Here is a 13,720-nt window from a genome sequence, read left to right on the forward strand (position 1 = left end):
GTCCCGCCCGTCCTTTTTGGACGGGCGGGACGCCCATCCCACAATAACAATTAAAATTGTAAGTTATTTAATTCGCGCTCCTAAGAGGGTATCGAATCACGAACTAGACTGGGAACAGCACCGCCGACGTACCTCGCGGGATTTTTCGCCAAAAACAAAGCCCCCTCCAAGGAGGGGGCAAAACTGATGCGAGAGGTTTGGGAGTTTTATTTGATGGGTCGATCGAACAACCCGAAAAAAAAGCAGCATTCGCACCTGCCGTCAACTACCAAAACTCAAATTTTCAGTGTCAAAGTTTAGTAGCGTCCGCGTGAAGAGCGATCTTTGTCGCCCCAGCCGCCGCCACCCGATGAGCGTTTGTTGTCTTCGCGAGGTTTGGCTTTGTTGACTTTCAAGTCACGGCCCATCCACTCAGCACCGTCTAAAGCTGCGATGGCGGCTGCTTCTTCTGCCTCGCTTGCCATTTCCACAAAAGCAAAACCCCGCATCCTGCCTGTTTCCCGGTCCATTGGCACTTGGACGCGGCTTACAGTACCGTACTCGGCAAATACATCGTTGAGGTCCTCTTGTGTTACATCATATGAAAGATTACCCACGTAAATCGACATAAAATCTCCAGAATCATTAGGGTGCAGAGACTTAGATTCGGAGAGACGCTTGTAAATAAACACCAACAAACTACGCAACCGAATTTAATTCTTGGAAAACCACTATAACATGAAGCCAGCAGAATCAGCAATTGGCTGTCATAGATTTTCAATTTTCGGTGCCGAGCGGGCAATCGGCAACAGAAAGTATTGGTGATAACTGACATCTTACACTCTTGGCGTCATCCACTTGGTTTCTTGCTGCGCGATCGACCTGGTATCTGAGATTTTTCGTCGCTGTTACCAGGTTGATTGGGTCTGATTGAGAACAGTGCCTGAGATTCAGTTATAACTGACATCAGGCACCATTCTCAAAAACGGGCAAGATGCCCGTTCCACAAAAGATAAATTTTCTTGTGGAACAGGCATCTTGCCTGTTCCTAAAAGGCTAATTGAGAATGGTGCAATATCTCAGTTATACCTGACATCAGCCACTGTTATCCCTGGGCAAGCCTCCTGCCCGTTCCACCAGAGATAAATGTTTTTAGCCCAGGATTAATCTTCCGAGTCAATTTCCCCTCTTCCATCTCCCGTCTCTCATCGCATCCGATTTAGCGCCCGATAATGGCGGCTCCCCAATAATTATCAAAAGAGTTATTAGTCATATCTACGCGCATTTTCTACATATAGCCTTTCGAGCTCTCATATGAGGTACTCATGGGCATAGGGCATAGGGCATAGGGCATACCTCACCACGCTTGAGAACCGCTATATATAGCAATCCTAAATAATTATGCAAATAATTTAGGATTGCTATAGTTTATTGCATCAGTCAGTAAGAAAATCATAATTTTTGATATAAAATTCCCATTCTATGCGTTTTTTAAGGCTTTCTGTAATTTCTCTATTTGCTCTTTCTCTGAGTTGATTCTATGCAGGCATTTTTACACTAATTACATGAAGTTGGTTTTCGGTTATACCGTCTTTAAATGCCTAACAGCTTATGTCCTGGGAAAGATGCGATCGCACTCCTACCTCCCTAGCATTGTAAAAGTTGAAAGCCCACAGTCCACAAAGATTGTCTGGTACAGAGAAAAGCAAGCCTAGACAAACGAGTGTGAAGCAGTTACAGAGGATTTTAGATGGTTATAAACAGTTCGTTGACCCGGCCCTTGGCTGTCGTGACGGGTGCCTCTAACGGTATCGGCTACGAACTGGCCAAACAGTTCGCTCAAAACGGATTCGATCTCCTAGTCACCGCCACCGGAGCGAGCATTAAAGAAGCGGCTCAAGCCTTTGAGGGGTTCGGTGCCAAAGTCGAGACAGTGCAGGCAGACCTCGCTACCTACGACGGTGTTGAGACGCTCTACAACCAGATAAAAGCGACTAATCGGCCAGTGGATGCGATCGCAATTAATGCCGGTGTCGGCGTCGGTGGCGACTTTGCCCGCGAGACAGACTTAAAGGACGAACTAAATCTGATTAACCTCAACGTTGTCTCGTCTGTGCATTTGGCTAAACGGGTAGTTAAGGATATGGTCGATCGGGGCCAGGGACGGATTCTATTCACTTCGTCGATTGCCGCCCTAATGCCGGGCCCATTCGAGGCAGTCTATGCAGCATCCAAAGCCTTCATCCACTCGTTTTCCGAAGGACTCCGCAATGAGTTAAAAGATACAGGTGTAACTGTCACCTCGCTCATGCCCGGCCCAACCGATACTAACTTCTTCCATCGGGCGGGAATGGACGACACGAAGGCGGGCGCAGACAAGAAAGACGATCCAGCCGAGGTTGCTAAACAGGGATTTGAAGCCTTGATGGCCGGTAAGGACAACATCATTGCCGGTTCAATCAAGACAAAAATTATGGCCAGCGCCAGCAAAGTTTTGCCTGATACCGTTAATGCCGAAATGCACCGCCAGCTTACTGAACCGGGTTCTGCTAACAAATAATTCGCGCCCGTCTTAACTATTCTTATGTGCAGATTTAAATAAAGTAAACATCGCAGATAATGGCAAGATTGCAGCCGATAAAAGCGTGTTTACTTCTCCCAGTAGTGGCGATTTAGCAGAGTTTTCTCAGGCGTTCATCGATGGCATTATGCAGCATCGGCATTGGATGCGAACTGAGGAATAAATGGTTCCCGCCTAAGTAATTTAGTACAGGACTTTTATGCGAATTCATCATCTCAATTGTGGCTGTATGTGTCCCATTGGAGGGGCGCTTTTCGATGGCTTTAGTCGCGGTCTGACGGCTCACCTCGTCTGCCACTGTTTGCTCGTTGAAACGAATCAGGGACTGGTTCTGATTGATACCGGCTTCGGATTGCGCGATATAGAATCCCCTTACTCCCGGCTCAGCCCGTTTTTCGTTCATTTTAATAACATCCAGTTCGATCGCAAGTACACAGCAATCCATCAAATTGAACAGCTCGGATTTTCACCAAGCGATGTGCGCCATATTGTGCTAACCCACCTCGATTTCGATCATGCCGGTGGTCTAGAGGATTTCCCGGAAGCAACGGTACATGTCATGCAGGCTGAAATCGATGCCGCACAGGATCGGCATGGTTTCATCACAAAAAGGCGCTATCGTCCGGGGCAGTGGGATGAAGTCAAACGGTGGAAATACTATTCGGCGGGTGGCGAACCTTGGTTTGGTTTTGAAGCAGTCCGTGACCTCGACGGGTTGCCGCCGGAAATTTTGCTAATCCCGTTGGTGGGGCACACGCGCGGTCATGCTGGCATTGCCATTGATACACCCGATGGCTGGCTTCTGCACGCAGGCGATGCCTATTTCTACCGACACGAGATGGATGCCGCTAACCGACGCTGCACGCCCGGTCTGCGCGCCTACCAATGGATGATGGAGGTCGATCGCAAGGCTAGGTTGCTCAATCAAGGTCGGCTGCACGAATTATCGGTGCAGCATAGTAAAGATGTGCGCGTGTTTTGCAGTCACGATGCTATTGAGTTAAAAGCCTTCGCTGGCGGGTCTAGGAGTTCTTAAAACTAGAAATTTCATCCTTAGTTCGGAATTGCTTTTGCCCGATCGCGAATTGACAAATAACCTAAATTCAGCCAAAACCTTCTTCGATCGATCGTTACCCGGTAAACCTCCCCTATCCACTGCAACCATAAGCATTGATGCAGTCAACGGCGTACCGGCATCTCGGCCGAAGACCGCGCCCGCAACATCCAAGTCGCCATCCACCCGGACACCAAACCTCAAGACTTGCGCCGTCCCGGTCACATTTTCCCCTGCGGGCGATCGGACTCATCACCATGTGCCAGTTGCGTAATACTGAGATATTGCACCATTCTCAATTAGCCGTAGGGGCGGGTTCGCCAACAGCCTTAAAGCTTGCAAATATGTTCTATAAACCCGCCCGACCCCACGAAAAATCCTCTTATTGATATTGCTGCAAGATGTCAGGTAATACCAATTTTTTATGAGGTTGCATAGAATCCGATCCCCCCTAGCCAAGAGGGCGGGCACGGGGGCACCGCCCCTACTAAGGGGGGGACAAGATTCTTCTCAAAGTCAACCCCTACTCCCCTTCTTAAGGGGGATTTAGGGGGATCGAGATATGTGCAAGTTCACATTAAATTGGTATAAGTCCTGTGTAACTTTTTATGTTGAAAAAGGATTGAGATTAGGATTAGGCTAATCTTTTCCAGGAATAACAAGTTTTTGACTTACAACCGCAGATAAACACAAATGACCGCAGAGGGATATAGGCTTTGGCAGTATTCTTAAAAAATTCTCTCAATCAAACCACACTCTTTTTCACCACCACTTCCACCTTTTCCGTCGTCCATTCCTCACTCGCATCAATCACAACCGTAATCTTTCGCTGAGGGTTATCTTCATCCACAACCGCCGCCAATAATTGTTCTAAAGCATTGGTCGGTCTTTCCTTCCCAAATCCTTTCCGAGATTGGTCTAACGATGGCAATTCCAAAAACTGAAAATTCGTACCATCCACCGTCGCAAATACTTTAATAATATTTGCCGCTTCCTCATAATTTTGTGGTAATGATAGGTTGAGTTTTCTTCTTATATTTTGTCCGGGTTCTACCACCTCATAAGGAACACCGTCGGGATAGAATTTTGAAATACTAAAATCCGCATCAAGGTTCAAGGCAGTAATATTTAAAGTTCGATTAGATTCATTACGAATTATTAAGTCAACACCTTTTTCCTGTTCTTCCAATACAGGAACTTTACCATCAGCATTCAAAACTACAGTTTGCCGTTTAACTGATTTAACCACTTCAACCTTAAGTTTACCATTTAAGCGAGCAAAAGCATCCTCGTTATCCAAATCTAAAATAGTCTCATATCTAGCAACATGGATTAATCGATTAATTAGCTTTTTAGATGCTTCTGGTTCATCGACTTTAATCGAAAAAAGAAGATTTTTGATTAGCTCCTTATTCTCATCTAAAATTATATATTCGCCATCTGAAGTAAGGGAAACAAAATAATCCACATTTTCATTTTTTTCTTCGTCCGAGCAGAATTCTATCCAACGATGACCTTCAACTTGTGTTTTCACCTGTTCAAGAATTGTAGGAAGTAATGCAATATTGACACCCGGAAATGGTGGTAACGGGTCAGGCCGAATAACTCTAACTTTGCGAATTTGCTTTAACCCTGGCGATACATAAACAGCAGGAGAACCAATTTCAATCGTTCCTTCTGCTACTTCTACTAACTTAGGATGGAGGCTTCTAAGACCAGGTATTTCTATTACTTCTGCCCAACAGTCTGATGCTCCCAATTCTACAACTTTAACTCTCATGATGCGGTTTTCGCTGTTCTGAAAATCTATCGTTCTGAATGTATAAATCTCAAATTCATCCCCTTTTGTAATCCCGCTCGCTTGTCCCATTTGTAGCTGAACTCGGTTTGTCTTAATATCTACTTTCATCACCGGCACCTTACGGCTAGCACCAACAGATTGACCACCCAAAAAAGTGCGTTCAGTCTCTCCCATCAACATTGGTGTTTGTCGTTCAAATTCCTTGTGAACTTGATTAGAAATTTGATTGAACAGAGCCTCTACAGAAATTTCTGTGCCGTATTGCCGCAAAGCTTTTAATAAAAAATAAGTCAAAGCGCCGTTGCGTTCCGTCCCTTCAAAAACCTTTTCATAAGCAAATTCATGATCCCGACAAGCAGCGATTAATGTATAACCTTTTGGTTCGGGTAACAAACCATTAACAACAGTAATATTGCGGCTATTTTCTGTTGCAGTTTGCCAATTTTGGGCTAATTCCTGAAGCGGGGCGACTAAACTATCCGTAGGTCGAGGAGTGGTGTCAATAAACCCTTCCCCGCGAATCTGGTCATCTCCGCTCATTTCTCTGGTTGCACCACCGGAATGACAGCTATCGAGTACGAGGGTGACAACCAACTCTTTTTCCACCATGTCTTCCAGCAATTTAGCAAATTCTATATCGCGCAAATAGCGGGAATTAGGTTGACCGATATCTGTCGGAACTAAGGCTTCATCTAAAGCACCAAAACCCTTGAGGCTTTCAAAAATCGTTTTCGCGCGTCCCCCGTGACCAGAGTAGTGAATATAGACTTGATCTTGCGGTTGGGCTTTGGCTGTTAGTTCCTTGAATTTGGCGACGATATTTTCATAAGTGGGTAAAAGTTCCGGGGGTTCTTGGGGTTGATTGGGATTCTCGGAAGCAGTTGCCGTGAGTTTAATAATTTGGTCGGGGGTGAGGTTGAAGGTATCTTTTAAATAAGTTTCGACGTGGTTGATATCTTGAACACATCCCCGCAGGTTTTTGTAGTAGTTACCTTCTGGTAAGCGATGGGGGAAATAGAAATTGATACCGATGAGGAGGGCGTAGAAGTTGGGGGTTTGGTTGGTCATGGTTGATGGTGGGTAAGGGGTTTGGGAAAGGTTTGATTTTTATATAGGAGTAAACTGGGGGTTTTTATGCAGTTTTCCCTCTAAAACTATCAAAGCTTCTTGCATAAGTCTCTGTCAATTTCCAGGGCTTCTTCATCATTAGGATTAGGCTTGAGGTAATTATCTATAAAATTGCATCCTTCCTTAAGTAAATAATGAACATCCCACCGCCACAGTTTCACGGTGTTGTCACCACTGCCAGTGGCCAGCAGCTTGCCATTGGGGCTAAAACTGACAGCCCAAACCGAGTCTGTATGCCCTGAGAGGGTTTTAATTTCCTTGTCGGTGGTGGTATCCCACAGTTTCACGGTTTTGTCACCACTGCCAGTAGCCAGCCGCTTGCCATTGGGGCTGAAACTGACAGCCCTAACCGCGTGTGTATGCCCAGTGAGGGTGTTAATTTGCTTGCAGGTGGTGGTATCCCACAGTTTCACGGTGTTGTCACCACTGCCAGTGGCCAGCCACTTGCCATTGGGGCTGAAACTGACCGCCCAAACCGAGTCTGTATGCCCAGTGAAGGTTTTAATTTGCTTGCCGGTGGTGGTATCCCACAGTTTCACGGTGTTGTCACGACTGCCAGTGGCCAGCCGCTTGCCATTGGGGCTGAAACTGACAGCTAAAACCCCATCTGTATGCCCAGTGAGGGTGTTAATTTCCTTGCCGATGGTGGTATCCCACAGTTTCACGGTTTTGTCCTCACTGCCAGTAGCCAGCAGCTTGCCATTGGGGCTGAAACTGACAGCCCTAACCGCGTTTGTATGCCCAGTGAGGGTTTTAATTTGTTTGCCTGTGGTGGTATCCCACAGTTTCACGGTGTTGTCACCACTGCCAGTGGCCAGCAGCTTGCCATTGGGGCTGAAACTGACAGCCCTAACGGCGTTTGTATGCCCAGTGAGGGTGTTAATTTGCTTGCCGGTGGTATCCCACAGTTTCACGGTTTTGTCACCACTGCCAGTGGCCAGCAGCTTGCCATCGGGGCTGAAACTGACAGCATTAACCGCGTTTGTATGCCCAGTGAGGGTTTTAATTTGCTTGCCGGTGGTATCCCACAGTTTCACGGTTTTGTCAGCACTGCCAGTAGCCAGCAGCTTGCCATTGGGGCTGAAACTGACAGCTAAAACCCAGTTTGTATGCCCAGTGAGGGTTTTAATTTCCTTGCCGATGGTGGTATCCCACAGTTTCACGGTGTTGTCACGACTGCCAGTGGCCAGTAGCTTGCCATTGGGGCTGAAACTGACAGCTAAAACCGCATCTGTATGCCCAGTGAAGGTTTTAATTTGCTTGCCGATGGTGGTATCCCACAGTTTCACGGTGTTGTCCTCACTGCCAGTGACCAGCAGCTTGCCATTGGGGCTGAAACTGACCGCCCAAACCCAGTCTGTATGCCCAGTGAGGGTGTTAATTTCCTTGCCGGTGGTATCCCACAGTTTCACGGTGTTGTCAGCACTGCCAGTAGCCAGCCGCTTGCCATCGGGGCTGAAACTGACAGCTAAAACCCTGTTTGTATGCCCAGTGAGGGTTTTAATTTGTTTGCCGGTGGTGGTATTCCACAGTTTCACGGTTTTGTCATCACTGCTAGTGGCCAGCAGCTTGCCATTGGGGCTGAAACTGACAGCTAAAACCCTGTTTGTATGCCCAGTGAGGGTGTTAATTTGTTTGCCGGTGGTGGTATCCCACAGTTTCACGGTTTTGTCATCACTGCTAGTGGCCAGCAGCTTGCCATTGGGGCTGAAACTGACAGCATTAACCCTGTTCGCGTGTCCGCCCAAGGTGTTGGGCGCGGCAACCTTGGAAACTGTATTTAATAATGACAGTTCTACTTGGGTACGAGTATCAGCATCTACCCAGGGTGTACGTTGCATTTGCACAACCGCTTTTAAACTTGTTTTGACAGCTTGTGACTGGTCTAAATTTAAAAGCGCATCGGAATATTGAGCCAGAGAATTAATTTGATTGATAGCAGCATTCCACCAACCAACACCCGCTAATCCTGCTAAACCCAAAGCTATCACCGAAAAGCCACTAAGCCCGATAATTGTCAGTTGCCGCCTGCGTTGCTTTTTTTGTCTTTCTCTATCCCGTTCTTTAACGCTAACCTGAATAAAATCTCGTTCCTCCTGCGTCATTTCATCTGCACGTTGACGCAACCAATCTTCTGCCACAGTCAACGATGTCCCCCGCAACAAACCTCCAGAGTCATGGTTGTTATTTTTCCACTCCCGTAACCCCATCTTCAGTCGTTCTTGCCAAGTCCGAAACTGACGGTTAGCATTCATCCACTCGCGCAGAGTGCCCCATTCTCGAATCAGCGCTTCATGCACTACCTCTACCGTATCTTCCTGTTCTTGCCGTCCCGTCACTACCAATCTTGCTTGATATCCCGCTAAATAACTGACCAAATTCCAGTTATCTTCCCCCACTTCCGCACGGGTAGCAACGCGCCTGGTGTCTTCTGTTCCTTCCCCCGGACGCACTAATTGCACAAAGATACGTTGTGCCTGTTTTTTCTCGGTTTCGCTCAGTTGTTGGTAAACTTGTTCGGCATGATTGGCAATGGCTTTTTTCACCCCGCCAATTTTTTCATAAGCTTGGTGAGTTAACTCTCGGTTGATTTGCTTTTCCCACAAACGAGTTAGAGCAAATTCTAATAAGGGCAAATTCCCAGGTTCTTGCCCCACATCATCGAGAATGCGCTGGGTTAATTGCGGTTCTAACTGTACTTCCAATTTTTGAGCAGGTAATTCAATAGCTGCCTGTAATTCTTCCCGCTTCATGGAACTGAGTAACTGCGGTGTATATTCTTGCAGGGCATCCCGAAACGGACGATAGGAAAGCACATAACCGTAAAAGTCAGCGCGTAACGTCAAAACTAATGTAATATTTTTTTGAGCAATCGCCGTTAGCAACTCATTAGCAAAACGTTCCTGTTCTTCCTTTACTTGACAAAGGGTGTACAGTTCCTCAAATTGGTCGGCAACTAACAACAACCGTTTACCTGGGTTACGCTCTAAAATGCGAGATACAACTTGCTGTAAAGTGATTCTCCCATTTTGGAAATCGCCGGCTAATCCTACCGCTTCCCGCAATTGTTGAGTTTCACCCGCTTCTGGTTCTAATTGCCGCACTAAGGCAGAAGCCAAAGGCAAAAACGGTTCTTTTCCGGGACGAAATGATTCAATTAACCAAATTCCTTCTTTTCGCAATTTGGGAATTAAGCCGGCATACACCACAGAAGATTTACCACTTCCACTTGGCCCAACGACAGCTACTAAGGGTTGTGTATGAGTGACTTCTACTAACTTATTTACAAACTTTTCTTGTCCAAAAAAGAAGTCTGCATCTTCTTCTTTAAATGCAGACAATCCTTGGTAAGGGTTAGGCGGAATCACATCTTCAAAAGCAATTATACCGTCATCAATCGGAGCATCTATTAAGTTCTTTTTCTTAAAAACCGGAGTTTCATGCTCTAGGAAACTCATCATCTGCGAACGCCCTAAATCGTAGGCTTCTTCAATTTCATATCCTGCGGCAATCCCATCATAAAATGCCACCGCAAAGGCGACGGCTGCTTTATCTCCCACGGATCTATTCATGCCAACGACATAATTAACGTATTGGCTAATTGCATCAGCTTGTACTTCCGAATAACAAGCATTGAGAATTACGCACTCTACCCCTTTTTTAGCAAATAATTTAAACATACTGGCGAGGGCATTTGTCTGCACTAGCGCCATTTTTCCAGTATCATCTTCTAGGACAATTCCATCTTCTCCCGCACCATGTCCGCAAAAGTGAACAATATTCGGTTGATAATCTAAGATAGCCCGGTAAAAGTCACGGGAACGCACCGCCCATTTTTGTTCTAATTTATACAGTTCTCGTTTATTTGCCCTTCGCAATCCTTCGTCAATTTCCCGGATTTCTTGATCCAATCGCAAGGGAGCCGTATTTTTGGGATTAGCTGCCAGAATCAGAATTGTTTTGACGCGGGCATTGTTACTCATAAGACAAAGGAATGATAGGATAATTTTTCAACAAGCTAGACGGCTCTCCTGAGTTTTAGGTGATAATAAAAATAAAACTTCCCGTGGTACAGCCCGGAAAGCCTGCGTGAGCGAGACTACCGTTTCCACCACAAATCCAGAATAGCTCTTTATCCAAATTAAATGTATACTTATCAGGATTTTTTACCTACCAGAGAAACTTTTCATTGGGAATGAAAAGAACTTGCTGCCCGCAACTCCCGCGCCGTAGTTCCAGACAACTTCTTGAATCAGATAAAAAGGCACTTTGTCCCAAAGCAGATAGGATATCGGAATTGCTTTTGCCCGATCGCGAATTGACAAATAACCTAAATTCAGCCAAAACGCTCCTCGATCGATCGTTACCCGGTAAACCTCCGCTATCCACTGCTCGCACCAGTTTAAATACTCATCTAACACCAAGGATTTTTCCTACTCTTTGCCGATGTTATAAGGCGGGCTGGTAACGGTTAAATCTACAAATTGATCGGGTAGCAACTTCATTGCCTCCAAACAATCCAGGTTGTAAATTACGCAATTAGGAGCTGGGAAGTACGGTTTACCTAAAATATTCGCGATCTCAGTCAAGCTCATGAAATATTGGGGAGAGATTTTGTTGACAAGATGCAATAATTATAGTAAGTGACTTTAGAAATATTGTCAAACTCATCTGGATTGGCCGATCGCCCTGCCGGAAACAAAAGGTTACAATCACAAATAGATTCTATTTCCATAACATTACTGTTTATAGATTGAACTCCTCAGTGCCCAATAACAACACCTCAACACAATCCTTTCAATTTGACTCGATCGACAGCGCCCTCGCAGACCTCAAAGCAGGTCGCCCCCTGGTAGTAGTCGATGACGAAAATCGCGAAAACGAAGGCGATGTGATTTGTGCCGCCCAATTCGCCACCCCCGACAACATCAATTTTATGGCCGTGAACGCGCGGGGTTTGATTTGTCTGGCATTGAGCGGCGAAAGGCTCGATCGCCTGGAACTGCCCCTGATGGTCAGCAAAAACACCGACAACAACCAAACCGCCTTCACCGTCAGCATCGATGCAGTCAACGGCGTCAGTACCGGCATCTCCGCCGAAGACCGGGCACGCACCATCCAAGTAGCCATCCACCCGGACACCAAACCTCAAGACTTGCGCCGTCCCGGTCACATTTTTCCCCTGCGGGCGATCGACGGTGGCGTCCTCAAACGCGCCGGCCACACCGAGGCCTCGGTTGACCTCGCCAGACTCGCAGGGCTGTATCCCAGCGGCGTGATCTGCGAAATTCAAAACCCCGATGGTTCGATGGCGAGGTTGCCCGAATTAATCGAGTACGCCAAACTCCACAACCTCAAAATAATCAGTATTGCCGACTTAATTAGCTACCGACTCAAGCACGATCGATTTGTCCGCCGCGAAACCGTCGCCAAATTGCCCACTCAATTCGGCGATTTTATGATTTACGCCTACCGCGACACCCAAGATAATTCAGAACACGTTGCTATTGTCAAGGGCGACCCGGCAGAATTTAAAGACAAACCAGTGATGGTGCGGGTGCATTCCGAATGCCTGACCGGCGATGCTTTGGGTTCCCTGCGCTGCGACTGCCGGATGCAACTGCAAGCGGCACTGAAAATGATCGAAAATGTCGGTGCTGGCGTCATCGTTTACTTGCGCCAAGAAGGTCGGGGCATTGGATTGGTAAATAAACTAAAAGCTTACTCGCTGCAAGATTTGGGATTCGATACAGTCGAAGCCAACGAACGGTTGGGATTTCCCGCCGACTTGCGGAACTACGGCGTCGGAGCACAAATGCTCAACGATTTGGGAGTTCAAAAAATTCGGTTGATTACCAACAACCCTCGCAAAATAGCAGGTTTGAAAGGTTACGGCATTGAAGTAGCCGATCGCGTCCCCTTACTAATTGAAGCCACAGATTACAACTCGATCTATCTGGCAACAAAAGCCGAAAAACTCGGTCATATGCTACTGCAAACTTATTTAGTAACAGTGGCGATTCAGTGGAACGAAAAAGCAGAGGGAAAAGAGGAAGATTCTGCCATTCAAAATCGGTACGAACACCTCGAAAAACTGCGGCATTTGACGGCTAACCAGCACTTGCTGCTGCAAGAAGAAGCGCGGCCGGTGGGCATAGCCCTTTTCGGAGAAGGCTCCCTCATCGTTCACCTGGGCTTCGATCAAGCCGGACTCGCAGCCCCCGACTGGTACTTGGATGTAAACCATCCTTACGTCAAGGCGATCGGTCAAATTTTGGGCGAAATCAGCACTGAGCCGAATTTGCAAACATTAGAATTCATGGTTTCCTCCGGTGGAGATCCGCTCAAAACCCTGCAAGTCCAGCTCGATCGCGAGACATTCCTTTTGTCGGAATTAACCGGAATTTGCGATCGGCTCGAACCTCAAAAAATCTACAGTTTTGCTCCTCTTGCCTGAAGGCAGAAGGTAGAAGCCAACCCCCCTACCCCAGCAGGGGGGAAGGCAGAAGCCAAGAAAAACTGTGAATTTCAGAATAATACTTGTTGATACCAGCATCTTCCTTTCGTCAGAAAGCACCTACCAATAAAAACAGTGAATAACAATGTTGATTGCAGTCTAACAAGTCGATGTAGCGAACACTTGAGAGAGAATCGTCGCTGCACATTTATATTATTAAGCAGTATTAATACTCATTAAATTATTCACTAGGACTTTTAGTTAATGTTAATTTTTTTAGACATTGATGGTGTACTTATTCCTGACAGAAGAAATGGCTCGAGTTTGCAAACAGATATAATGAAATTTAATTCAGTTTGCCTTAATCACTTTGAAAATGTCCTTCGTTCCTATCCTAATGCGCGAGTAGTAATTTCATCATCCTGGCGTGAAATATTCCCCTTCGAGGTAATCCCGCCATTATTTTCACCAGATATCGCTCTCCGTATTATCGGATTCACCCCTTTTCTCAACCCCAAAAATATTCATCAACACAAATATTTACGACACCAGGAAGTTCTTGAGTATCTTCGACAAAATCAAGCAGAAAACTCACCTTGGGTAGCCATTGACGATATTCCAGAACACTATCCGCCAGATGCGCCAGTTGTGGCTATTGATGATTACAATGGTTTTGACCAGAACTCAGCCAAGGTACTTTCAGAATATCTAACTTGATTT

The 13,720-nt window shown here is 46.3% G+C and carries 9 protein-coding genes and 1 pseudogene; 5 read left to right on the forward strand and 5 right to left on the reverse strand.

What is annotated here, in order from left to right:
* Positions 1-296: 296 nt before the first annotated feature.
* Complete coding sequence (locus tag QUA00_RS21630) at positions 297-608, reverse strand: RNA-binding protein (protein WP_333146387.1); 312 nt, start codon at positions 606-608, stop codon at positions 297-299.
* 1,121 nt (positions 609-1,729) lie between these two features.
* On the opposite strand from QUA00_RS21630, the gene QUA00_RS21635 reads away from it, so the two are divergent.
* The 3 genes and pseudogenes from QUA00_RS21635 to QUA00_RS36895 all read left to right on the forward strand — a co-directional run.
* The gene (locus tag QUA00_RS21635) at positions 1,730-2,539 is read left to right on the forward strand and encodes an SDR family NAD(P)-dependent oxidoreductase (protein ID WP_333411070.1); all 810 of its coding nucleotides are present in this window, start codon (positions 1,730-1,732) and stop codon (positions 2,537-2,539) included.
* 220 nt (positions 2,540-2,759) lie between these two features.
* On the forward strand, positions 2,760-3,596 hold the full coding sequence (locus QUA00_RS21640) for an MBL fold metallo-hydrolase (protein ID WP_333411071.1): 837 nt from the start codon (positions 2,760-2,762) through the stop codon (positions 3,594-3,596).
* A gap of 153 nt (positions 3,597-3,749) precedes the next feature.
* Positions 3,750-3,848: pseudogene (locus tag QUA00_RS36895) on the forward strand (3,4-dihydroxy-2-butanone-4-phosphate synthase); the annotation flags it as partial.
* Between the two features lie 511 nt (positions 3,849-4,359).
* Here the strand turns inward: QUA00_RS36895 and QUA00_RS21655 are convergent.
* The 4 genes from QUA00_RS21655 to QUA00_RS21670 all read right to left on the reverse strand — a co-directional run bounded on the left by QUA00_RS21655 (position 4,360) and on the right by QUA00_RS21670 (position 11,138).
* A complete protein-coding gene (locus QUA00_RS21655; RefSeq protein ID WP_333411073.1) occupies positions 4,360-6,483 on the reverse strand; it encodes a caspase family protein in 2,124 nt (707 codons plus the stop codon).
* A gap of 89 nt (positions 6,484-6,572) precedes the next feature.
* Positions 6,573-10,526 (reverse strand): WD40 repeat domain-containing protein, encoded by a 3,954-nt coding sequence (locus QUA00_RS21660; protein WP_333411074.1) that lies wholly within the window; start codon positions 10,524-10,526, stop codon positions 6,573-6,575.
* Between the two features lie 183 nt (positions 10,527-10,709).
* Positions 10,710-10,964 carry a DNA methyltransferase gene (locus tag QUA00_RS21665; RefSeq protein ID WP_333411092.1) on the reverse strand — a complete coding sequence of 85 codons (255 nt, stop codon included), beginning with the start codon at positions 10,962-10,964 and terminating at the stop codon, positions 10,710-10,712.
* Positions 10,965-10,976: 12 nt separating this feature from the next.
* Positions 10,977-11,138 (reverse strand): hypothetical protein, encoded by a 162-nt coding sequence (locus QUA00_RS21670; RefSeq protein ID WP_333411075.1) that lies wholly within the window; start codon positions 11,136-11,138, stop codon positions 10,977-10,979.
* Positions 11,139-11,308: 170 nt separating this feature from the next.
* On the opposite strand from QUA00_RS21670, the gene ribBA reads away from it, so the two are divergent.
* Together ribBA and QUA00_RS21680 are read left to right on the forward strand one after the other, a co-directional pair.
* Complete coding sequence (gene ribBA, locus QUA00_RS21675) at positions 11,309-13,000, forward strand: bifunctional 3,4-dihydroxy-2-butanone-4-phosphate synthase/GTP cyclohydrolase II (protein WP_333411076.1); 1,692 nt, start codon at positions 11,309-11,311, stop codon at positions 12,998-13,000.
* Between the two features lie 264 nt (positions 13,001-13,264).
* Entirely contained in the window at positions 13,265-13,717 is a 453-nt protein-coding gene (locus tag QUA00_RS21680; RefSeq protein WP_333411077.1) for an HAD domain-containing protein, read from the forward strand.
* Positions 13,718-13,720 lie beyond the last annotated feature (3 nt).

The organism is Microcoleus sp. T2B6 (assembly GCF_036700475.1).
Lineage (GTDB): Bacteria > Cyanobacteriota > Cyanobacteriia > Cyanobacteriales > Microcoleaceae > Microcoleus.